The organism is Roseibium marinum (assembly GCF_002906165.1).
Lineage (GTDB): Bacteria > Pseudomonadota > Alphaproteobacteria > Rhizobiales > Stappiaceae > Roseibium > Roseibium marinum.
The window spans coordinates 26,822-50,059 of the sequence record NZ_PPCN01000019.1 but is presented as its reverse complement, the minus strand read 5'-3'; the positions used below and the strand labels follow the sequence as shown (position 1 = coordinate 50,059).

Here is a 23,238-nt window from a genome sequence, read left to right as displayed (position 1 = left end):
GAACGGATATGGGACGTATTACGCTCACGAATATCGATCGTGCCTACGGCAAGTTGAAGGTACTCCACGACATCAATCTCAACATTGAGGACGGGGAATTCATGGTGCTGGTCGGTCCGTCCGGCTGCGGCAAGTCCACGCTCCTGCGCCTGATCGCCGGCCTGGACCAGCCGTCGGCCGGCAGGATCGAAATCGATGGAGCGGACGTGACCCCGGTAACGGCGGCGGAGCGCGGTCTTGCCATGGTGTTCCAGTCCTATGCGCTTTACCCGCATATGACGGTGCGCAAGAACCTCGCCTTCGGGCTGGAAAACCAGAACATGCCCAAAGCGGAGATCGAGAAACGCATCGGTGAAGCCGCGCGCATGCTGGAGATCACCGACTATCTCGACCGCCGGCCGGGACAATTGTCCGGCGGCCAGAAGCAGCGTGTTGCGATCGGCCGGGCCGTGGTGCGCAATCCGACGGCCTTTCTGCTCGACGAGCCCTTGTCGAACCTCGATGCGGAACTCAGGATTTCGACGCGCGCGGAACTTGCCGCCCTGCATGGCCGCTTGAAGACCACCATGATCTATGTGACGCACGATCAGGTGGAGGCCATGACACTGGCCGACCGTATCGTCGTCATGCGCGCCGGACGGATCGAGCAGCTCGGCCGGCCGCTCGATCTTTATAACGAACCGGCAAATCTCTTCGTCGCGGGCTTCATCGGTGCGCCGCGCATGAACCTGCTGCCGGCGAAAGTGACCTCCGTTCAGGGAACAGGCGTTACGCTGGAAGGACCCGGTGGACTGGTGGCGACCATGGCCGTCGATACGGCGTCGCTCACGGCGGGGGACAGCGTGACTGTCGGCATCCGTCCGCACGACATTGCCTGCATCGATGACACGGCGACCGGTGAAGATCACCTGGATGCGGATGTGACGCTGGTCGAGGCACTCGGCCCGGAAACCGTCGTGCACGCGAGGATTGCCGGTGACCAGCCGATGCTGGCCGTGCTCGCCGGACAACCGGTCGCCGAAGAAGCGCGCACGGTCCGGTTTCGCCTGAACCATGAAAAGCTGCACCTCTTCGATGCCAACGGCCTGCGCGTGCCTGCGACCTGAATCGCGTGCCTAAACCGTCTGGAGGTGACGCTCGAAGAAGCTCAGGACCGCCTCACGCATGGCAGCGGTTTCCACATGGCCGCTGTCCGGTTCGCGATGGACGGCAAGGTTGTCCGCCGCACCGGTCGCGGCGTAGAGCGCACGGGTTTCGTCAAGCGCAGTTTCCACCGCCCGCGGGGGCGTCAGCGGATCGAGGTCACCGATGCCGATCAGTTGCGGACGCGGCGCGACAGATCCGGCGATGCGGCCGTTGGAGGCGATCTTCAGGAGACCTGGAACAGTCATGTAGATGCCATGGAGATCGTGCGCACCGGTTTCGATCAGCGTCTCCAGATCGGCGTATGCGCAGAGCTGGGCTACAGCGGTGATGCGCGGATCGACGCCCGCCAGCCAGTAGGAGAGGGTGGCTCCCATGGAAATACCGAACGCACCGGCGCGGCCAGCATCGACATCGTCGCGGCTCGCGAGCCAGTCGAGCGCCGAAGCCTGTTCCGCAACCATCTGTCCCGCCAGTGAGTTGCCACGCCACAAGGCCGCCTTGGCCCTTGCGCTTTCTCCCGGTTCGGCCCGGTGACCGAAGGCCGGCAATTCGGTCATCAGCGTGACATAGCCGCGCCGCGCGAATTCCGGCCCGAGGGGACCTTGCAGCGCCGGCCGGCCTTCAAGCATTTCTCTAATACCGATGTCATGGCGGTTGCCGTGAGCATGAATGTAGAGGATCGCGGGATGCGGACCGGTCTCTCGCGGCCGTGTCAGGACACCGCGCACCTCTTCCCCCGCGGGGCTTTCGAAGACGAGATGTTCGATGTCGAAGTCGTCCGCTGCTTCCATACGCGCCGACCGGAACGACAATGGATGCGCGCCGATTTCAAAGGCATCACGTAACGCGTTCAACATCGGAAAAGTTCCTCGCTACCGCCTGGGTGTTTGGTCCGCAAAGGAGTTCATCCTTCCGGCGCTTTTGCTTCCTGAATTCGAGCGATCGGCATCCAAACCGCTGAAAAACCCCAATTCTCGACAGACTCAGGCTGACAGGACCGATGTTAGTATGAAAGATCATGCGATTGACCTGGGCCTCTCACCCCGAATGGGGTGAGAGGAAACGGGCATCCGCCCTATTTGGATGAATCGAGGATCTTCACGCCGACGGGCACCATCGGAACAAGCGGGAGCTGAGGATTGCCAATCGGACCGTCTTTGGCGAAAAAGTCCGAATACTGGAAACCATAGACGCCACTTCCGAATGTATCTCTGATTTCCGCTGCCCATGTATTGTAATAGGCGCTCGACTGCACCTGATGAAACAGCTTGGCCGCATCCGCTGACCATTGCGCGCTCGTCATCGTGCCGTAGGTGCTGTTGGCAGCCGGAAGTCCGGCTGGGCTCGCCTCCGAGCTATCCACGAAGCCACTGGCAAGGCCCACCAAAACGTCTCGAACAACAGCTGAGAATACATCGTTCGACCCGTTGCTTTCGATTTGGCCGGAGGTGCATGCGGGATTGTTGACACTGTAATACACGACGGCTTCGTAGATCGCGTTGGAAAACGCACCCGGGGTCAAACCGGAGGTATAACAGGTGCCCGCTGCCCCGGTGCTCCCGGAACAACTCGTGGGCCGGGGTGTAACCGGCGTGTAGGCTGTAATCGTGAAATCGTGGACCGTTTGGGCGCTGCCGGTGATGGTCAACGCCCCCTGCGTAGCACCACTCGACTGATAAGTGACCGAGGAGGTCGAATAGGTCTGAGTGTCAAACGCAGCTGCCGAACAGACTGTGCTCTCGGGCTTTCTAGCCGCACTTTCATAGGTGTTGCTGACTGAAATCGGTACCGTCGGCGTGCCAGTCTGTTCGTTGAAAGCACTGCTCAAGTAGCCCGCAAACCCGGGATAATATCCAGACCAGGTGTTGCCGTTGGCGGGACTGATCACGCGGACCGTTTCACCCGCGGTGCTTTTAACGGTTACCGAACTCGAGTTGCCGCCTGCCAAGGCCGCAAGGTTTTCGGACAAGCCGGATAACGACGCGCCGGCAAGCGGCTCCCCATAGCGGCTTGCACCTTGATTGATCGCAACGGGAATCGAATAGAGATTGATGTAGGTAACATCGAACACGCCGCCGAGTTCGATGAACTGCCAGCGTGTTTTATAGTTGCAGTCGGTGATGCTGACAGGGGACGGCGCTTGAGACTGCGTGGCGGTGATCGGCGTGCAGATGTTGCTTACTTTCATCTCAAGCGGTTGCTCCGAGAAATAAAGATCTCCACCCACCGTCTGATTGCTGGCGAATAGCGCAGCGCTTGCAATGTCTGACAGTTTCACCGGAGTGGTGCTCGGAAAATCGATCAGGCTATTGGCATTGTTTCCTGATGTTGGCACATACCGCAGTTGACCGGCTGAATTGCTCCCGGGGAAAAAGGTGACATAGGGGTCGGCCAGGCCGGTATCTTCCGAGCCAAGGGACACCCAGTAGCCATGTGCCGTATCACCCCAGGCGGCATAGGGATCGAATGTCGCTACGATGGGGCCAGCCTCGCCAGCCAGCTCAACCTGTGACGGGAGCAGGTGGAACACACCATACGTATTTGACGTCCTGTCGTCACCGAAACCGGCAAAGAAGTTGGAACCGCTGTCGAAATGCGTGGCCATCGTCCAACCGGTTTGCGTACCTGTTGCCGGATATGGCGTCACGGTTGTTCCAGCCTGATCGGAGATCCACCACATGGGCTTCCCGGTCATCGGTTCGTACCAGTAAACACCCATCAGCGCCTCGGGAGCGTTGTCGGTTCCCCACATTTCAAGGAATATTCCGGTGCCGCCCAGAACCAGCGGCGAAGTTGAAACATTGGCACCGTACCAGCCGGTGGCAGGTGCATGGGACGGCTGTCCTTGTGCTCTGTTGTGGGGGCGCGTCAGGGCGAGGGTTTCCGACATCCCGTCCGCTCTGGATGTCCAAACAAGATTACCAGAACCGCTTTCCGAAAAAGACAGGGTGACATCAGCCACAATCTCGTCCACCCGGGGCGCTGCCATAGTATCAAAACCCGCAGGAAGGGCTGGCGCAGCGGAATAAGTACTTGCAGTGCCGGTGAAGGCAGCGGTCTGATCGTTCCAATAGGCGTTCAGCATGTACCAGACCGCTGCGCCGGAAGGATCCTGGGTGAAGAACATGCCCAGCATGCTTTCAGAATGAGTGGCATTCCGCTGTAGCGCGAGATAGCTGCTGTTCTGTCCGGCCATGATCCACCAGCCGTTATCCGGTTGCTGGCTTCCCGTAGACAGGATGCAGCTGAAACCGGTTGGCGTGACGGTGACGGAAAAGCCGGCCGCAGAGGCGTCGGCGCAGGCGCCTTGCCCGCTCCCGAGAAATATCCCGCTTGCAAGTCCCGGCGTTAGCGTGAGGGTTTCCCTTTCACCACTATATGGGCACTCCCAGGTCTGGGGTAGACTGGTGCCGAGCTGATAACATGGATGAGAATTAGCCCCGGTTCCTACCGTCAGCGCGATCAGTCCGGCTCCCGACGCTGTGACATCGAACGCCGGTTTGACGGTCAACGCGCAGTTGTTGGCGCCCGCTACGACGGAAATTGAAGTGCCTACCGTTCCGATGCCCGGCTCGATTGACAGGCATGCCAGCGTACCTCCTTGAAGGATCGTTCCCTCGGTGACATCGAACGTAAGGCCCAACCCGCCGGTGGGCAGATCCGTCCTGGTGCAAGGGGACGACGCTGTGACCTTGCAGGGTGCATCGCTGCCGATTGTCACGGTGATAGGGTATTGGGAAGTGACTGTGAGCGTAGCTGTAGCAGTATCCGCATTGGCAAGACAGGGTGCTAAAGTGATAAGGCCCCCAAAAAACAAGCGTTTCAAAACAGTCGATATCATGCCATTCCCCCTGCACTGAGCATTTGAGCTCTCCTGCCGGACGCGCCGATCGCATGGTTGTGACAGAAGCGCCTGCCACCGGAATGTGCATCAGAAATTGTATCGATAGAATTAACAATCAGAAAATTAGCAGGTCGAACTATCCATTTGGAAAAACGAAATCCCGACCGCCTGTACCCGGGGCCTGAAGAAGCTGCAAATTGAAAAGCGGTACAACGCGCCTATTGAGCTACTCCCGAAAAAATTGGGCTGATGGCCCGTCAAAAAATTCTGCGGGCGAACACGGAGTATTCGAAACCTGCGGGATCAATTCCAGACACTTTCCGCCCCCTTGGGATGGACGTGCTGATAATATTCCGTAAGTTCAAGCTCGGCCGCTGCATCCCTGTCCAGAACGATTGTCGCCTTTGGATGCAGTTGCAGCGCGCTCGCGGGACAGGCAGCGGAGATCGGGCCTTCAACCATCGCGGCGACGGCCCGCGCTTTGGTAACGCCGGTCGCCAACAACAGGCAACGACGGGTGGCCAGGATCGAACCGACGCCCATCGTCAGCGCATATTTCGGGATATCCTCAGGGTTGTCAAAATAACGCGCGTTGGCGCGGCGCGTATCCTCGGTGAGGGTTTTTATCCGGGTCAGGGAACTCAAGCTCGATGTTGGTTCGTTGAACCCGATATGCCCGTTCTGACCGATGCCGACCAACTGAAAATCGATCCCGCCGCTTGCCGCGATCAGTGCCTCATACCGAGCCGCTTCGGCCACACAGTCCGCGCAGTCGCCACGTGGCAGGTGCGTGCGGGACGGATCGATGTCGATATGCTTGAACAGCACCTCGCGCATATAGGTGTGATACGAACAGGCGTGGTCCGGCGCTATGCCGATATATTCATCCAGGTTGAACGTAGAGGCCTTGCCGAAAGACGCGCGGCCATCTCTGTGGAGTTCGACCAAACGCTGATAAAGCGGCAGCATCGTACCGCCGGTCGCAAGCCCGAATACCGCGTCGGGCTTGGTTTCAAGCACCGCGACAAGCTGATCGGCCGCACTGACAACCGCCCGTTCGGCATCGTCGTAAATCAGAACCTTCATGCCACTTCCCTTTTCTTCAAAGCGGTCACGCTTACGCTTGCGCCGACGGGGTCACGCGGTGTCCAAGTTCATCGAAGAAATGCAAAGCATCGGCCGGCAGATCAAGGCTGACCCGCGCGCCTTCAACCAAAGCGCCAGCGCTCGGAGCCAGCACCGATATGTCGCCCATGGGCCCGGCGTCCACAATGAGGCTGAGCACCGACCCGTGGTATTCGCAGAGTTTTATCGTTCCCTTGATTGCGGCATCGCCGTCATCCGTGATGGAGATCTGTTCGGGGCGAACACCCACGGTCCTGATATTTTCCGGACTGCGCTGCCCGATGTCCAATCGCTGGTTGCCCGGAAGCATGACGCCAGCCTCGCCGTCGCTTGCCGCGTCAATCAGGTTCATCCTGGGGCTGCCGAGAAACTGGGCAACGAACACATTCCCGGGATGTTCGTAAAGTTCACGGGGGCTGCCGACCTGCATGATTTCTCCCTTGTTCAGAACGACGATACGATCCGCCAGGGTCATCGCTTCCACCTGATCATGTGTGACATAGATCATCGTCGCGGCCAGTGACTTGTGAAGAGACGCGATTTCGACGCGTGTTTCCCCGCGCAGTGCGGCATCCAGATTGGACAGGGGTTCATCGAACAGAAAGGCCCTGGGCTCGCGCACAATTGCCCGCCCGATCGCAACGCGTTGACGTTGGCCGCCAGAAAGCGCGGATGGCCTGCGGTCGAGATAGTCCTCAAGCTTTAGCGTTCGCGCCGCCTCCGCGACCTTGCATTCGATGACCTCCTTTGGCTGCTTCGCGGTTTCCAGAGCAAAGGCAATGTTCTGGCGCACCGTAAGATGCGGATAGAGCGCGTAGCTTTGGAAAACCATCGAAAGCTGGCGGTCAAAAGGCTCTAGCTTCGTGACGTCCTGATCGTCTATCAGAATCTGGCCTGAAGTCACATCTTCAAGCCCGGCTATCATCCGCAGCAGCGTCGACTTCCCGCAGCCCGACGGGCCGACAAAAACGCAGAATTCGCCGTCTTCGACCGTCAGGGAAACAGATTTGATAACCTTCAGCCCCTTGAAGGATTTACAGACGTTTCCGAGCGAGATCCTTGCCATTTTTTATCCTTTGACTGCACCGGAGACCATGGAACCAGTGATTTTGCGATACATGATCAGGCCCAGCAGCAGCGGAGGCAGCGCTGCTACAATCATCACGGCAGCCGCTACACCCCATTGGACGCCGCCGCCTGAAGTCGCGAAGAAAAACGATGCGCCGACAGTCATCGGCACAGCTTTCTGAGTGGTCAGTATCAGACCGAAGAGGAATTCGTTCCAAGCGGTGATGAAGCCGAAAACGAACGTCGTGATGAAGGCGGGGCGACACAGGGGCAATACGATCCGAAGAATGAGACGCGGCAGCCGGGCACCGTCCATTCGTGCCGCTTCTTCAAGCTCAATGGGGATCTCCGCGACCGCGTTGACGAGCAGCATGAGCGCCAATGGCAGATTGACCACGGCAAGAACCAGTCCAAGCCCAAGCCGGGTGTCCAGCAGGTTCACCACGGAAAACATCAAATAAAGCGGCACTGCGAAAATGACGAGCGGCAGGGCACGCAGGTTCACAACGAGCGGGAACAGAATATTTCGGCCGTATCCCCGGCGCACGATCGCCCAGGCGATCGGGAAGGCAACGACGATCGGCAGGATCGACCCGATTGATGCCGCTATCAGAGAGTTCCACAGATAATGATAGATATTCAACCGGTCGCTCACCGTCAGAACGGTCACGAAATTCTCGATGGTGGGATTGTGCACCACCAGAGACGGGTTACGGGCAATTTCGGCCGGCGCCTTCAGGGCGGTTATGAATGTCGCGATGACCGGGAAGTTCATGACAAGAGCAGCGGTCACGAAGACAAACCACCTGAGAATGACGTGCGGTTTCATCGTCTCTTCCTCATCAGGCTCTGGCCCAGGGCAAGTATCGCGAACGCCACCACAAACAACAGGATCGCGGCCGCCATGGCCTTGCCGATTTCGCCCCGCCGCAGGAACGTCTCGTAGATGTAGATGGACATCGATGTCGTCGACCCTCCCGGACCGGCGCCCACCAGTGTGTAGATGTTGTCGAACACCCGAAATCCGTCGATGAAGCGGATGAATCCCGCGACAAAAAGCGTCGGCAGCATTTGCGGAAGCTCGATCTTCCAGAACATGCGCCAGGGACGGGTGCCGTCAACAGCAGCGGCTTCGCGGATGTCTTGCGGGATCGCCTGATACGCCGTCAGAAAGAGCAGAAAGGCAAAGGGCGTCCATTGCAGGGTTTCGGCAACCACAATGGTTTGAAAAACCATCCCGGTGCTCAAGAATGACGGCGACCATCCAAGCCATTCATAGAAATAATAGGGAACCGGGCCTGCGAATTCATGCAGAACAAGCCGATACATCAGCCCGATCATTGCCGGTGCGACGATCATGGGAATGATGAGCACGGCCACCATCCAGCCGTTTTCTCTAATGAGAGGCGCCAGGTAGACCGCGAGAAAAAGACCGAGCACGCATTCAAGCAGCGCGGTGATGACACCAAAACGCAGGGAAAACCAGGCCGCGTCCCAAAAGGCGGAATCCTGGAGAACGAGCTGGAAATTCGCAATCCCTATGAGCTTTGGGGACATCAGGGACTGGAAGCTGGCTTCGGAAAATCCGTAGATGATGCTCAGGACAACAGGAAACCCCAGCAGCGCCAGCAGGAACAAAACCATCGGACTGGCAAGAATGGCATTTTCCTGGCTTGGCAGAAGGCGCATGGTGATTTCCTTCAATTCGGGCCGGCCGGGAACGCCGGCCGGCCCGGTTTTCTTATTTCAAGAGCTCGGTCATGGACGCCGAAATGTTGCTCATCGCGTCATCGAGGCTTTGTGTGCCCGCCCAGTAGCCGGTAAACTCCTTGGCCTGCGCTTCATAGACCGAAAGCGCATTTTCGGACGTGCCGCCGTTCATGACAAAACCGTAGTTGGAGGCATAGTCACCCACCTGCACGAGGTCCGGTCGCTCATCCGCCAGTTTTTCCGCGGTGGCGGTCGCCAGGCCGGGTGCCCCGCCGGAGCGCGCATAGGCAAGGGCCGCCTCTTGCGTGGAAAGCCATTGAAGAAACGCCCTGGCGCCCTCCTTGTTTTCGGCTGCCGCGTTCAGACCCAGACCCAGACCGTGAATGTGGGTAAACCGTCCATCCGGACCCGTTGGTGGTGCCTGTGTGACGGTCTCCGGTTGAGCGGCGACCAGATCGCTGGCCGCGGCATTCCATTGAACCATCGCCGCAACCTGCCCGGCAGAGTAGGCCGCATTTGCTTCGGCATATTCATATGATGTCGAATCCGGCGGAGTTGCGCCCGCATCGTAAAGCATCTTCGCCAACTCAAGCGCGGTCCGATAGGCCTCGGAATCCACCGTGATGTTGCCGTCGTCATCCATCCAGTTCGCGCCATAGCTGCGCGGCAGCGAATGGAAGACCATCATGTTGAAGAGCAGGTTCTTCATCTGAATGACGGTGCCGTAGCGGGTCGGGCTGTCAGGGTTGACCGACTGGCTGAAATAGAGCGCGTTGGCGGCGAAATCCCGCCAGGTCCACTCTTCCGGGTTTTTCGGCGCCAACCGCTCGCCAAGGTATTTTTCGGAGATATCTCCATAGAGCGACTTGGCCGTATCATCCGCCATCAAAGCGTCGATCAGATCCTTGCGGAAGTAGAGGAAATGAAGCGAAAGGTCAGTCGGTACGCCATATTGCGCGCCGTCAAACTGCATGGTCGAGAGAACAGTGTCGCCAAAGACCGACCCGGCCTCGTCCGATAAGGTGATCGGCTCCAGAAAGGGTGCGTAGCGCCCGATCGAGTAGGTCGCGATGAGGTTCGCGTCGAAGGCCGTGCTGCCAGCCGCCAAATCCACCTGGAGCTTGTCGAAAAAGCCATCGCGTGAGGTGAACAAGAGCTCGACCTTGTCCTCTTGCGCGAGATCAGTCTTGGCATTGTAGATTTCAGTGACAGCACGAAGGGCTGCTTCTTCCGGCCCGCCGGGCCATCCGAGTACGGTCACTTCCGCACTTGCTGTGCCTGTAAGCAGCACTGCGAGTGCGGTCGAGCACAAGAATTTGCGCGATAGCATCATTTGTCTGTTCTCCCTTGGGGTGCGAGTGCGGCAATTCCCAAGACGCCTGCGTTCGCCCCCAACGCCGCACGGGCAAGGGTCGATGAAACACGGGCAGGCAGTGTCTTGAGTTTGGTTTGCACCCTTGGGAGATACCCAGGAGCCAAACCCATGCCCCCGCCGATTACGATAACGGCAGGGTCGAAAATCAGCTGCAGGTTGTGGCACAATCTGGCGATGTGGCTTGCCGATTCAGTGATCAGTTCGTCCGCCCAGGTTTCGCCTCTTGCCGCCGCGGCGAAAACCTCGGGCGCCTGCCCGGATTGACCGCGCCGGCCAGCCTCTGCTGCAATCCAGCTACCCGATGCAGTGTCCTCCAGCAGCGTTTCGCTGTCGGACAGCAAAAGACCGAAATGACCACAAATGCCCGACCGGCCCTGCAACAGCTTGCCGTTGACGACAGCACCACCGCCAATTCCCGTCGAGATGGTCAAAAAGACAGTGTCTTCGCGGTTTCCGGCGCCGAAACAGTATTCGCCCCAAGCAGCCGCCTGGGCATCGTTGCATAGGGTGGCCGGGACCTGGAAGATCGAGGCAATCTGTTTTGCCAGCGGGTATCTGTCCGGAATATTGAGCGTCCCGGGGTTCATCGCGGACCAGAAGCCGTCGTGGACCGCGCCCGTGACCGTCACACCGCAGCGCTCATAGCTGCCGCGCCACCCGCCGGCCAACTCGGCGACCTGTGCGAGCCAGTCATCGGGTCCGCCGGAGCGCGAAGTCGCCACCGTTTCAGATGCCAGCACCTCTTCCCCCTGAACGAGCGCGGCAAGGATCTTGGTGCCGCCGATATCGATGGCCAGCGTCGGAGACATCAGCGCTCACCTGTTTTCGCATGGCCGGTCAGGGCATCCGCGAACCAGGAGGTGATATGTTCCGGCCGCGAAATCGCCGATCCGACGACGACTGCATCGGCACCGTTTTTTTGGGCCTGAACAGCTTCCGCGGGGCGCTGATAGCGGCCTTCCGCGACAGTGAACCGTCCGCATCTGGAAAGGGCGGCGACGAGTTCCAGATCCGGGCCATCGGGAATGGGCCCGCCGAGATAGCCGGACATTGTCGATCCGAGCAGTTCGCAGCCAAGCTCCGCTGCCCGTTCGCCGTCCTCGACACTGGAGCAATCGGCCATTGCCAGCGCCCCGGCGGTATTGATTGCCGCGATCAGGCTGGAAATGGGCTCAGGCCGAACCCTGTCGGTCGCATCAAAGGCAACGATGTCCGCACCTGCCTCGATGAGCGCATTTGCCTGTCTGGCGAAAGGGGTAATCCGAACCGGACTGTCTGCCAGGTCTTGTTTGATCAATCCGATAACCGGTGCTTTGGTGACCGCGCGGACGGCCTTGAGGTTCTCGACCCCTTCGATACGCAAACCGCGCGCTCCACCGTCCAGCGCGGCCAGAGCGAATGCCGCCGTTATTTCGGGGCGATCGAGCGGGCCACCGATAACAGGCTGGCAGGAGACGATCAGGCCGCCACGTAACTGCTCCAGAATTGACGACACGCTGATCTCCTCTTTTGATGAGAAGAGTCAATACCAGTGCAATACCAGAAAGCAATTTAATTATAACTGGTATGTACCGTGCCCGGGGTCAGAAGCTCGGCGGAGAAATCGTAGCGTTCGCCATTGTAGCGGGTCTCGGTGAATTCCACGGGCCGGCCGTCGTCGAGAAAGCAGCGCCGTTCGACAATCAGGAGAGGGGTGCCGGGCTCCGCCTCCAGAAGCTCCGCGTCCAGTTTCGTCATGATCCCCGCCCGGATTCTTTGAATTCCGCGCGCTGGCGCTGCGCCAGCCGAGGCAAGCGCCGCATATAATGACAGGGATACCATGTTGCCATCGGGCAGAAACATCTTTGGAACGGCGGCGCGCTCGACCGCGATCGGAACGCCATCCGCCAGGCGCACCCGGACGAGGCGAACGATCGGTTCCGTGGGTGGCAGGCCCAACGCCATTGACTCTGTCGGTGTCGGGTTGACGGTTTTACGCGAAATCCATCGCTGACCGGGTTCCAGTCCCCTTGCCTGCAATTCTTCGGAAAATCCGGTCAGGACTGAGAGTGGTTTTTCCAGGCGCGGTGTCACCGACGTTCTCGCGCCTTGCCGCCTTTGCAGGAACCCGTCTGCCTGAAGTTCATCCAGCGCCCGGCGCACCGTCACCCTGCTCAGATCGAGTTTATCAGACAATTTCCTCTCGCTGGGCAGATGGGCCGATGCGGACAGAATGCCCGATTTCAAGGCGTCGGAAAGGGCAGCTGAAAGCCTGCGATACAGAGGCTCGCTCTGGTTGGAGCTTTCCATATGTTTGATCAGATACAGATAAAGATCGGCGAAATCACGCATAACTGGTCCTAATCATGGCAATCTGGTAGTTACCAATTCATGCGGTGCGTGACAAGTGACGATGCTCGCCGGACGTATGATGTTTCGATCTCGCCAGCTGGGATTTCCTCTCCATGTGCAACGCGCAAGAACACCTGGCACATACGGGGTTTCCGGGATTAACTGGGATTGGGTGTGCTCTGGTCTCAGAAAACTTCGATGCCTTCATCACTTCCGCTCCTTCTCCCAGCCGGGATCTTGATGCGGGAAACTCCAGTCAAAAACGGGCCAGTTTTCGGGGACCAGAGCACCCCCAAGGGCTCGCGAGTCGGATTTGAACGAAAATCAATGCGACGTGCCGTTCGCTATGTGTCTCTTTCTTGCATCTGAAACGAATTAGATTACAATGTTGACGATTTTGTTTCAGTCTGCTGGGAGGTCGAAGTGGCGGCACACAGAAGTATCGACGGCATCGGCCGTGATGACGACGACATCAGATATCTTTTCTCCTACAATCTGCAACGGCTGTCCGGTCTCTCTTCGCGCATCGCCCTCCTTGATATCAAACCGCGTTTCGGCATCAACATGCATGACTGGAGGGCCATGGCGGTACTGGATTTTCTCGGTGTCACCCCGCTGCATACCCTGGCCAAAAGGGCCGGTGTCCAGAAAAGCCAGATGAGCCGGACGGTTTCGGCTCTCGAGGAGCAGGGCTACATCGAGCGCGAAATCAATCCGGAGGACAAGCGCAGCGTGAACCTGAGGCTTGCCCCGAAGGGCCGCAAGCTCGTCGCCGACGTCCTGTCCGCCTCCCGCGAGAGAAACCGCCAGATGCTGTCGGAGCTGAGTACGGAGGAGCGTTGTGAGCTGATGCGCCTGATGGAAAAGGTAACGGTCGGATCGCTGACCTATCTGAGAGAGCTGAAGGGGGAGCGCCAGGCACGGCGTCCGCCGCCGCCGGCGACAATTTTCGAGACGGAGATTCTCTGACGTCACCCGTTCCAGGGAGCGGTCCAGGGAACAACACGCTCCTGCCCGAACCCGGACCCCTCCGGCGCGATCAGAAACCCGTCGCGAATGAGGGGCCAGACATGCTCTTGGTCGTCGAAATGCGTGAACTCGGCGCATTCCGCAGGTCCGGTCACCGGACACAGGCCGGCGAGCGTTGCCGTCGCCAGAGTAACGAGCGGACCTCCGAAGGCCGTGCCGAGGCGCGCGTAGACATTCTGTCCGGCAGCCCTCAGCGCCATATCGCGCGACGCCAGCAACCCGCCTGAGCGTGCAAGCTTGAGGCTGATGCCATCGGCGCCGACGGCCGCCAGCAGGGTCTCCAGATCCTCACGGTCGAACAGGCCTTCGTCCGCCTCGATACGAGCCTTCGACGTCTTTCTCACCCGCGCAAGAGCCGACCGGTCCCGCGCGGAAACGGGCTGCTCCAGCGACCAGATGGCGTAGGGGCGAAGTGCCGTCTCCAGCCGCGATGCGCCGTCCGCGTCATAAGCCTGGTTGGCATCCACGGTCAGGGTTACGTCCGGCCCTGCGGCGGCGCGCACCGCGGCGATACGGGCCACGTCCTCTTCAAGCTTCCCTGTCGCCTTGAGTTTCAGGGCGCGATATCCCTTCGCAACGAGCGATCCGGCTATCTCGGCCATTCGGTCCGGAGGCTTGACCGGAATGATGCGCAGCACTTCCAGGGGCCTCGGAGTGCCGCCAAGCAGTTGCGCCACGGATATGTCCGCCGATCGGGCGGCGAGATCGAGCATGGCCATTTCCGCCGCCGACCGTGCGGCATTGCGGGTTCTGGCAAAGGGACCGAGCCGTTCCAGGCAACCGTCGAGATCGGCAAGATCCGCCCCCAGCAGTGCGCCTGCAATCGATCGTCCGGCACTCTGGAGAGCCTCGGGCGTTGCATCAAGATGCGGCAGGAAAGGGGCATAACCCTCTCCCACGACCTGACCGGATCGAAAGGCAAGGCGCAGGCCGGGAAGTTCCGGAACATCCCGGCCTGCGTAATGCCAGTGCGGGTCGAGGTTGCTGTGACGGACGGCTGCCGCGGACCAGGCCTCGATCTTCATACCGTCCCCGCGCCCGGCCGCATGCGTTTGCGGATCATGGCATTGGCAAGCACGGCAGCGAATAGGACAAGGCCGAGGAGATCGGTATGGGATTCCGGGATCAGGAGGGTGAACCCCGCTGCGCCGAGAACCAGCCGCGGCAGCCGGTCAAGGCGCCCGACGAAGTGCAGATATCCTTCGAAGCTGCAGGCAATCAGCCAGATGGATATCCCGGCCGTACCGATGGACATCAGCACGTCCAGAGGTTCGCCCCGCAGGATCAGCGCGGGATTGAGCACGAAGGCGAAGGGGAGGATGAAGAGCACGGACCCCAGCCGCATCGCCTGCAGGCCTGTGCGCAGATTTCCGCTGCCGGCAATGCCCGCCGCGACTACCGCGGCGAGCGCCACAGGCGGCGTGATGTAGGAGAGCATGCCCCAGTAGAGGATGAACAGATGGCTTGCCACCAGGTCGAGCCCCTGTTGCGTCAGGGCCGGCCCAAGGATGATCGCCAGGAAGATGTAGCAGGCGCTGGCCGTCATTCCCATGCCGAGCACGAAGCTGGTGATCGCACCGAACACCAGCAGAAGATAGAGATTGTCGCCAGCGGCGAACACCAGTTCGCGCGAGACCGCGCTGCCGACGCCGGTGATCGAGAGCGAGCCGACGATCAGGCCGATGCCCGCCAGGATCCCGAACAGATAGCCCGAACTGCGCCCGGTCTCCAAAAGCGTTTCGGTGAGGGTTGACCAGAACGCCGCCGGTTTGCGCAGGATGGCGACCGCCAGCATGAAGCCGGCACTGAAGAACGGTGCGCTGCGCTCCATGTGGGCGAACAGGATCAGCCCGACCAGCATGAGCACACCGACGAGATGGGGCCAGCCCTTGCGAAGGGTGGGGCCGAGCCGGGGCAGGTCTTCCTGCGGCAGGCCGGCGAGATCGTTGCGGGCCGCATAGGCATCGACCTGCAGGAGCAGCGCCGCGTAGAAAAGGATGGCCGGCAGGATCGCCGCAGAGACCACGGTGGCGTAAGGCACGTTCAGGAACGAAGCCATGATGAATCCGGCAGCGCCCATCACCGGCGGCATGATCGAGCCCCCGGTCGATGCACAGGCTTCGACCGCACCGGCGTAGTGGGCCGGATAGCCGCAGCGCTTCATGGTGGGAATGGTGAACGCGCCGGTGGAAATGACGTTGGAGACCACCGAGCCGGAGAGAGAGCCGAAAAGCGCGGAGGATATGATCGAGACCTTGGCCGGTCCGCCGCGCGCGCGCCCCATCAGGGCCGAGGCAAAATCCATGAAGAACCTGCCGCCGCCGGTCACGGTCAGGGCCGCGCCGAAGAGCAGGTAGCCGATGACCAGCTCGCTGACCACCTGAACCGGCACGCCGACGATGGCACCGGAACCCATGACGAAGGCCGAGAGCGTCTCGCGCGGCGTATACTGGCTTCCCCAGAAGAGGCCAGGCATGTGATCGGCGAAGGTCGGAAAGGCCGCGAAGGCGAGGCAGATGAGGAAAAGCACCGTCCCGCCTGTGCGGCGCAAGCCCTCGAGAACAAGCAGGAACAGCGCGAGCGCGATCAGGGTCGGCAGGGGCGGCGCCGAGAAATCCCAGCCCCGGTTGATGATGTCCCCCGCGATCGAGGCGAAATAAAACCCCGAGCCGAGCGAAACAGCGGCAAAGACCCAGTCGTAGACCGGCACCCGGAACTCATCGGCCCGCCGCATCGGAAAGGTGAGGAAGAGAACGGCGAAGAACATGCCGATCAGGGCATAGTAGAAGCCCGTCGACGGGAGCTGAAAACCTGCGATGCGCAGGAGAAAGACCTGGTTCGCCACCAGCAGCAGGGCCAGTGCCGTGATCGGATAGACCACCAGCCGCGCCCGATGCAGCCGCGATGTTTCGGGCCGGACATCCTTAAGGGGGATTTCTGTATCGATCTTTGTGATGTGGGCCATGGCGAACCGGATTGGATCAGCGGACGTTCAACCGGAAGCGATTGCGTGCCCGACAGTTGATCGGTTACTCGATATCCGGGCATCCTGTCCGCGTTTCACCGGACGAAGAACGCTCCCGAACGGGTTGACGCGGCCGGACCAAGTCCGGCCGCGCGGGCGATCACAAATGTTCGGAGCGGTAGCTTTCCCAGAATTTCGCCCACTTCTTGTCCGGCAGACCCTGCTCGTCAGCGGCCTCGGTCGCCGTCGTCCATGCCTCCTGCACGGCGGCCATGCGCGCAAGGCGTTTTTCGTTCCAGGCCTGGTCGGCATCGGTCCAGATGCCGATCTCGTCGAAATAGCGTCTTGCTCCGTCGTGGCAGGGCGCGTCGTAAGGCGGATGACCGGCCTTGTTGATGTCGTAGTTCGCCATCACCGGCGCCGCGTCCTTGTAGAGGCTGTAGCCTTCGACGATGGCCTTCGTCAGGTCGTAGGCATCGTCTGCGCTCGTCTCCGCGAGCACGGACAGGATCGGGTAGCGGTAGCCGACCAGAGGCACCGGCGCCTCGGGTGTGGCGCCCGGGCCCTGCGTCATGGTCGCCGGAGCGAACAGCGGCGCGGTTTCGTTGATCCTGTCCCAGCCCGCCGCATCGTCGGCGGGAACGGGCAGCCAGCCGATGCCGGCCGAGCTCGCCTCGATCTCGCGCAGGATGGAAGCTCCGACCACGGCGCCCGCCGCATCGACCGTACCGTCCAGCACCGCCTGCAGGCCCTGCGAATAGCCCGGAACCTCGATCTGCTCGACATCATCCCAGGTCAATCCGGCAAAGGAAAGAACACCTTCGATCTTGAAGTTGGTGGAGGGATGCGCCTGGATCCTGGCCACGCGCTTGCCTTTCAGGTCCGCGATCGTGTTCAGTCCCGACTTGCCCGTGGTGACGATTCCGAACAGGGCTTCGCGTCCGAGCAGGGCCCGGATGTCCTGCGGCCCCCATTCGCGGGACGAGAAGTCGAACAATGCCTCGGTGGCGAAATAGGCTTCATTGGCAAGATATCCGAGCGACACGCGGCCGGACTTCAGCATCATCATCCGGCCGACCGATGTGCCCGACGGAACCACCCTGATACGCGAACCATGCTGTTCGATGAGGGCGTTTGCGACCGCGGTCGCCTCGATATAGCCGGACGACCCGACATCGGCCGCCGTCCACTGCATCTTTCCGGGCAATTCCGCCCTCAGGGACCCCGGCAGGACAAGGGTGGACCCCGCCGCCAGAGCGCTGCTCTTCAGAAACGCCCGTCTCGTCACATCGCAAATCATCGCTAAACTCCTCCAGTATTTACGTGCGGGCATAGTTGTCCCGCACCGTTTGCGCCTCCCGGGCGCGTTTTATTCCGCCGGTTGCGGTAAATCCCCGATGCACACGGCATAGTCCCGTGCGATCTCGGCAACGATCTCGCCGGCCGGCATGAGACGGCCCACGAGGCCGGCGCTTTGTCCGGCCTCGAGTTTGCCGCGCGCAAGGTCGCCGTCGAATGCCGCCATTTTCAGCGTCGAGGCGCTGAAGACAGCCCGCCGCCGCTCCTCGGGTGCGGCGGCCAGCTCGAGCGCGGCCATTTCTTCCGCGAAATCGTTGGATAGCGTGCGGATCATGCCGAGGCCGCGCCCCACCGTGCGCGTATCGGCCACACCGGCATCAATCACCGCCTGTTTGTAGCCCTCGGACACACCGGCTTCCGGCGTCGCGATGAACCGCGTCCCGAAATTCGCGGCGCCCGCGCCAAGCGACAGGGCCGCAGCCAGCCCGTTGCCGTCGGCAAAGCCTCCAGACGCAACAAGCGGAATTTTTCCCTGCGTCGCCTTCGCCACAGCCCGCACCAGCACAAGTGTGGAAACCAGTTCCGCGGGCGGATGGCCTCCGGCCTCGCCGCCAACGACGATCAGACCGTCGACACCCTTTTGCGCCGCTTTGACCGCATGGGCTTCGGAGGCGACCACATGCATGCAGGTCGTGCCTATGGCCTTGAAACGGTCGAGATATTTCTGCGGCCCGCCCTGCGAAGCGATCAGCACGGGAATGCGCTTCGCCTCCAGAAGATCGAGGATTTCCTCCGCGCCCTTGCGGTAAAGCGGCATGTTGACCGCGAAAGGCCGGTCCGTGCCCCTGCGAACTGTATCGATCGCCTCCTCAAGCGCCTCCGGATACATCGGTCCGGCGGCAATGACGCCCAGCCCTCCCGCCCGGCTGACCGCCAGCGGCAGTGCGGCATTCGACGTGACCCACGACATCCCGGCAAGAAGGATCGGCAGATCGATGCCCAAAAGACGGGTGACGGAGGTTTCGATCCTCATGCCGCGCTCTCCTGTTCCAGAAGCGCAAGAGCATGTTCGGCGAGCTTGGTCTTCTGGATCTTGGAAGAGGCGGTCATGCCGATATCCTCGAAACCCTTCACAATCCAGACGTGCCGGGGCACCTTGTAACCGGCCATTTTCTCCCGACTCCAGTCGATGACGTCCTGCGGGGTCGCGGAGGTGCCTTCGTTGAGAACGACGAAAGCCGCGCAGACCTCGACGAGCCGCTCGTCCGGAACACCCACCACTTGTGCCTGCTTGATGGCAGGGTGGAGATGAAGACGGTCTTCGACCTCTTCCGGCGAGACGTTTTCGCCGCCGACCCGGACGATGTTCTTGAGCCTGCCGACGAACTCGAGACGGCCATCCGGGCCCATGCGCCCGAGATCGCCCGTCGCGAGCCAGCCATCGGCTGACAGTACCTCGGCGGTCTTTTCCGGCATGTCGAAATAGCCCTTCATGACCGACCAGCCGCGGACGCGGATTTCACCCGTCTCGCCGGGGGCTCGAACCACGCCGGACGACGGATCGTTTACGGTTACCTCCAGCCCCGGCTGGGGCCGCATCCGGCCGGACGTGCGAACCTCCTCCGGTTCCCACCAGCAGGATTGCGCGATGTTGGGAGACGCCTCGGAAAGGCCGTAGCCGGAAACGACTTCGCGAGCGCCTATCTCGGCGGCCATCCGGCGAAGCACCGATTGCGAGCCGGCGATCCAGCCGCCCCGCAGATGCAGCCGGTAGCGGGAGCGCTCCGGATGGTTCAGCAACATCAGGGCCATCGTGTCGTTGCCCGAAAAATGCGAACAGCGTTCCGCCTGCAGGAGGTCGAGAGCTTCGGTGGGCTCGAAACGCGTCATGGTGACGAGCGTGGCAATGTTCTGCAGGCAGGCCATGATCGACAGCGTTGTGCCGGCGACGTGAAAGAAGGGCCGCGAGGAATGAAACCGGTCTCCGGTCCGCAGACCGATGCGCTGGCCCGAGACGAAACCGTTGCCCAGCATGTTGCGGTGGCTCAGCATCACGCCTTTCGGATAGGCGGTTGTGCCGGAGGTGTACTGGATCAGCAGAGTGTCGTCCGGCCGCGCCTGCGGACCGGGATCGGCGGGCGAACCGCTCATGAAATCGTCATAGGATCCGCACCCGGCCGGAACGTTGTCTCCCAGGACGATGATCGCGGTGAGATCGGGCAGCTTGGGCGATGGCAGAGTAGTGTCTATGCCGGGCATGATCTGCCGGAGAGTGGCAATGAAATCCGCGTTCAGAAGCCTGTCGGCCGTGAACAGACGCGTCACGCGCGACTGGCGAAGGGCATAGGCGATCTCGTCTGCCTTGAGCCGGGTGTTGACCGGCACCGTCACTGCCCCCAGTGTGCCGAGAGCCAGGAAAAGCGTCTCGAAGGCAATCCCGTTGCCGAGACAGAGGCCGATGTGGTCGCCTTTCCGGATGCCTGCCGCAGCCAGGGCCGCGCGTGTTTTGGCGACCAGTTCGGCCAACGCCGAAAAGGTGATGCGTCCGTCGGGAGCCACGAGCGCTTCGACATCCGGCGCGAGCGCGGCGGCGCGCGCAAGCATGTCCTGCACGGTCACCGGACAGAGGCGATCGATGGAAAAGCTCATGCCTTCTTTTTCCTGGCTGCCGTACCGACCGATGTGTTGAACTGCTGCAGGCTGCCCCGCCAGTCGCTTTCGGAGAGCAGCCGGTCGATCGCCGACAGTTCGATCGCGATGCCGGAGGCAAGGTCCGTTCGCGACCCCTGATCGATGCATTGCTTGGTCAGCTTCTGGGCGAGCGGCGGCGCTTTCAGGATGCAGTCCGCGGTCTCGTCGACCGTTTGCACCAGAGCCTCCGGTGCGGTGAGCCTGGTGACAAGACCGATGCGGTGGGCTTCCTCGGCATCCATGACCCGGCCCGTGTAGAGCAGTTCCTTTGCCCGTGCGACGCCGACCACGCGTTGCAGCCGCTGGGTCGCTCCCACGGTACCCCATTGCGGTTCCGGGAAGCGGAAGGTTGCGGCGGTCGAGGCGATGATGAAATCACAGCTCATCGCGATTTCCCCGCCGGACCCGACCAGTGGCCCGTGCACCTGCGCGATCACGGGTATGGAACAGGCGCCGACGGTTTCATAGGCACGGAAGGCCGCGCGGCGGCGCATCATGACCCAGGCCTCGTCCCGGCCATTGCGTTCCTTCATGTCCGCTCCGGCCGAGAAGACTGGTCCTTCGGCGCGCAGGACCGCCAGATCGATTTCGGAATTGGCCGCAATGAGCGCAAACGCTTCCACGAGATCTTCGCACATCGGCAGGTTCAGGGCGTTCCTGGCGTCAGGGCGGGCCAGGACCACATCGGCGCGGCGGCCCTTCACCTCGAGCCGGACGGTTCCGTTCTGGGTCATGCCACGATGCCTTTCTCGTAGAGGGCGGAAATCTGCTCGGCGGTGAGCCCAAGCTCATCGGCAAGGATGGATCTTGTGTCCGCGCCCAGCTTCGGGGGCGCTTCGAAACGGTGGGGTTCATATCCGGAGAAACGCGCCGGCGTCCGCAGTCCCGGCGTGGCGCCGCGATCGGCGTCGTCGAAACTGCCGACCATGCCACGGGCGCGGATATGTTCGTCGTTGAGGATCTCCGGCACGGTGTTGACTTCACCGGCGGGGACACCCGCCGCCCGGAGGGATTCAGCAAGTTCCGCCCGCTCCCGCAAGGCCGCGGCGGAGGAAAGCGCGGCGGTGACTTCGTCGCGCCGGGTCACGCGGTCGAGGTTTTTCCGCAGGCTTTCGTCCTTCGCCATCTCCGTCAGGCCGAGAACGTCGCACAGGACCGGCCAATGCTGGTCGGATGCGGAAATGAAGAGCCACGCCCCTCCCTTGCACCGGTAGGCGGCGGAGGGAACCCGTCCCGGATGTTCGGTTCCGGTCCGTGCCGGGATTTCGCCGAGGGCAAAATGCCTGGCCGCGGGAAGAGACAGAAGGCTCACCTGCACGTCCATCATGGCAAGATCGACATGACAGCCCTTGCCGGAAGATACGCGTCCCATCAGCCCGGTCAACGCCGCAATGACGATCCACAGCCCGGAGGTCAGGTCGGCGAAAGGGACCCCGACCTTGGCCGGTGGACCGTCCGGGTGACCGGTCAGGTCGATCACGCCGGAGAGCGCCTGGAAAATCGTGTCGTAGCCCTTGCGGTCCCTGTAGGGCCCGGATTGGCCGAAGCCGGTATTGGAGACATAGATCAAGCCCGGATTGGCTTCCGCCAGGGCCTCGTAGCCAAGTCCCAGCCGGTCCATGGCTCCGGGCAGGAAATTTTCCACCAGCACATCGGCCTGCGCGGCCAGATCGAAGGCCAGTTGGCGGCCGTCATCCGTTTTCATGTCCACTACGATCGACCGCTTCGATCGGTTGAAGGCCGAGTAATAGGCGCTCATGCCGCCCTCGAAGACAGGTTCGAAGATGCGGCTTTCGTCCCCCGTGCCCGGGCGTTCGATCTTGGTGACCTCGGCGCCGGATTCCGCCAGGATCTGCGTCGCCATCGGCCCCGCGAGAACCCGGGAAAAATCCACGACCCTGATGCCGTCGAGAGGTCTCATGCCTTGGGCTCCCGGAAGGATCGCATGAGCGCATTGACGTCGCGGCCCGCCATCATGGCGGCTTCGGTGGGCAGTTCCTCCACCCGGTACATGAGGCTCTTGGCGGCCCGCATGGCGCGCGGCTCCGCCAGGGCCCACACCTCGGCGATCTGGAGCGCCGCGGGCAACGGGTCGCCTTCGACGACCCGGTTGACGAGGCCGAGCGACAAGGCCTTTTCCGCGCCGATGAGCTGACCGAGCGAAATCATTTCGAAGGCCTGTTTGCGCCCGAGTGCCCTGACGAGACCCGTCATGACCAGCGCCGGTACGATCGAATGCTTGAGTTCCGGATAGCCGAACTTCATGGATGTGGACGCCACTACCATGTCACAGCCGATCGCGAGTCCCGCGCCGCCGCCGACCGCAGCCCCCTGAACCGCCGAAACGACCGGCTTGGACATTTTCTGCGCTGCCAGCTGCAGGCGGCAGGTGAGGTCGGCGCGAGCTTCAACGGCGCCTGCCTGAGACGGCGTGAGCTCCTTGAATTCCGACAGGTCCGCGCCGGCGCAGAAACCGCGCCCGGCGCCGGCGAGCACCACCGCGCGCACGCTTGCGGCTGCATCCGCAGCTAGCAGAGCATCCAGCAATTGCTGTGTCAGTGCGGTGTTGAGCGCATTGAGCTTGTCGGGACGGTTCATCGTTACGATGCGGACCGCGCCGCGATCCTCGGTGATGACCAGCTTGCCTTCGGTCAC

General features: G+C 61.4%; 20 protein-coding genes. 2 read left to right on the top strand and 18 right to left on the bottom strand.

What is annotated here, in order from left to right; genetic code table 11:
* Positions 1-8: 8 nt before the first annotated feature.
* The gene (locus tag CLV41_RS26050) at positions 9-1,106 is read left to right on the top strand and encodes an ABC transporter ATP-binding protein (RefSeq protein ID WP_103225425.1); all 1,098 of its coding nucleotides are present in this window, start codon (positions 9-11) and stop codon (positions 1,104-1,106) included.
* A gap of 9 nt (positions 1,107-1,115) precedes the next feature.
* Here CLV41_RS26050 and CLV41_RS26045 read toward each other — a convergent pair whose 3' ends face one another.
* The 10 genes from CLV41_RS26045 to CLV41_RS26000 form a co-directional block, all read right to left on the bottom strand.
* A complete protein-coding gene (locus CLV41_RS26045) occupies positions 1,116-2,003 on the bottom strand; it encodes an alpha/beta hydrolase family protein (protein WP_170107327.1) in 888 nt (295 codons plus the stop codon).
* A gap of 218 nt (positions 2,004-2,221) precedes the next feature.
* A complete protein-coding gene (locus CLV41_RS26040; protein ID WP_103225423.1) occupies positions 2,222-4,987 on the bottom strand; it encodes a beta-1,3-glucanase family protein in 2,766 nt (921 codons plus the stop codon).
* A gap of 306 nt (positions 4,988-5,293) precedes the next feature.
* A complete protein-coding gene (nagB, locus tag CLV41_RS26035) occupies positions 5,294-6,076 on the bottom strand; it encodes a glucosamine-6-phosphate deaminase (RefSeq protein WP_103225422.1) in 783 nt (260 codons plus the stop codon).
* Between the two features lie 31 nt (positions 6,077-6,107).
* Positions 6,108-7,181 carry an ABC transporter ATP-binding protein gene (locus CLV41_RS26030; protein ID WP_103225421.1) on the bottom strand — a complete coding sequence of 358 codons (1,074 nt, stop codon included), beginning with the start codon at positions 7,179-7,181 and terminating at the stop codon, positions 6,108-6,110.
* A gap of 3 nt (positions 7,182-7,184) precedes the next feature.
* A complete protein-coding gene (locus CLV41_RS26025; protein WP_103225420.1) occupies positions 7,185-8,012 on the bottom strand; it encodes a carbohydrate ABC transporter permease in 828 nt (275 codons plus the stop codon).
* The gene (locus CLV41_RS26020; RefSeq protein WP_103225419.1) at positions 8,009-8,872 is read right to left on the bottom strand and encodes a carbohydrate ABC transporter permease; all 864 of its coding nucleotides are present in this window, start codon (positions 8,870-8,872) and stop codon (positions 8,009-8,011) included. The genes CLV41_RS26025 and CLV41_RS26020 overlap by 4 nt, the downstream gene beginning before the upstream one ends.
* 52 nt (positions 8,873-8,924) lie before the next feature.
* Positions 8,925-10,226: an ABC transporter substrate-binding protein gene (locus CLV41_RS26015; RefSeq protein WP_408014296.1), complete on the bottom strand. Its 1,302-nt coding sequence runs from the start codon at positions 10,224-10,226 to the stop codon at positions 8,925-8,927.
* Positions 10,223-11,077 carry an ROK family protein gene (locus tag CLV41_RS28360; RefSeq protein WP_328590058.1) on the bottom strand — a complete coding sequence of 285 codons (855 nt, stop codon included), beginning with the start codon at positions 11,075-11,077 and terminating at the stop codon, positions 10,223-10,225. The genes CLV41_RS26015 and CLV41_RS28360 overlap by 4 nt, the downstream gene beginning before the upstream one ends.
* Complete coding sequence (locus tag CLV41_RS28355) at positions 11,077-11,763, bottom strand: N-acetylmannosamine-6-phosphate 2-epimerase (RefSeq protein ID WP_103225417.1); 687 nt, start codon at positions 11,761-11,763, stop codon at positions 11,077-11,079. The genes CLV41_RS28360 and CLV41_RS28355 overlap by 1 nt, the downstream gene beginning before the upstream one ends.
* A gap of 56 nt (positions 11,764-11,819) precedes the next feature.
* A complete protein-coding gene (locus CLV41_RS26000; protein ID WP_103225416.1) occupies positions 11,820-12,599 on the bottom strand; it encodes a GntR family transcriptional regulator in 780 nt (259 codons plus the stop codon).
* 423 nt (positions 12,600-13,022) lie between these two features.
* On the opposite strand from CLV41_RS26000, the gene CLV41_RS25995 reads away from it, so the two are divergent.
* Complete coding sequence (locus CLV41_RS25995) at positions 13,023-13,568, top strand: MarR family winged helix-turn-helix transcriptional regulator (protein WP_103225415.1); 546 nt, start codon at positions 13,023-13,025, stop codon at positions 13,566-13,568.
* 2 nt (positions 13,569-13,570) lie between these two features.
* On the opposite strand, the gene CLV41_RS25990 is transcribed toward CLV41_RS25995, so the two are convergent.
* The 8 genes from CLV41_RS25990 to CLV41_RS25955 form a co-directional block, all read right to left on the bottom strand.
* Positions 13,571-14,653, bottom strand: coding sequence for a mandelate racemase/muconate lactonizing enzyme family protein (locus CLV41_RS25990; protein ID WP_103225414.1), 1,083 nt, complete (start codon positions 14,651-14,653; stop codon positions 13,571-13,573).
* Positions 14,650-16,593 (bottom strand): TRAP transporter permease, encoded by a 1,944-nt coding sequence (locus tag CLV41_RS25985; protein ID WP_103225413.1) that lies wholly within the window; start codon positions 16,591-16,593, stop codon positions 14,650-14,652. The genes CLV41_RS25990 and CLV41_RS25985 overlap by 4 nt, the downstream gene beginning before the upstream one ends.
* Positions 16,594-16,753: 160 nt before the next feature.
* Complete coding sequence (locus CLV41_RS25980; RefSeq protein WP_170107326.1) at positions 16,754-17,893, bottom strand: TAXI family TRAP transporter solute-binding subunit; 1,140 nt, start codon at positions 17,891-17,893, stop codon at positions 16,754-16,756.
* A 69-nt stretch (positions 17,894-17,962) separates the two neighbouring features.
* The gene (locus tag CLV41_RS25975) at positions 17,963-18,925 is read right to left on the bottom strand and encodes an NAD(P)H-dependent flavin oxidoreductase (RefSeq protein ID WP_103225411.1); all 963 of its coding nucleotides are present in this window, start codon (positions 18,923-18,925) and stop codon (positions 17,963-17,965) included.
* Positions 18,922-20,541, bottom strand: a complete 1,620-nt coding sequence (locus CLV41_RS25970) for an AMP-binding protein (protein WP_103225410.1) — start codon at positions 20,539-20,541, stop codon at positions 18,922-18,924. Before CLV41_RS25970 ends, CLV41_RS25975 begins: the two co-directional genes overlap by 4 nt.
* Positions 20,538-21,317, bottom strand: coding sequence for an enoyl-CoA hydratase/isomerase family protein (locus CLV41_RS25965; protein WP_103225409.1), 780 nt, complete (start codon positions 21,315-21,317; stop codon positions 20,538-20,540). The genes CLV41_RS25970 and CLV41_RS25965 overlap by 4 nt, the downstream gene beginning before the upstream one ends.
* Positions 21,314-22,504: a CaiB/BaiF CoA transferase family protein gene (locus CLV41_RS25960; protein WP_103225408.1), complete on the bottom strand. Its 1,191-nt coding sequence runs from the start codon at positions 22,502-22,504 to the stop codon at positions 21,314-21,316. Before CLV41_RS25960 ends, CLV41_RS25965 begins: the two co-directional genes overlap by 4 nt.
* The gene (locus tag CLV41_RS25955; protein WP_103225407.1) at positions 22,501-23,238 is read right to left on the bottom strand and encodes an enoyl-CoA hydratase/isomerase family protein; all 738 of its coding nucleotides are present in this window, start codon (positions 23,236-23,238) and stop codon (positions 22,501-22,503) included. The genes CLV41_RS25960 and CLV41_RS25955 overlap by 4 nt, the downstream gene beginning before the upstream one ends.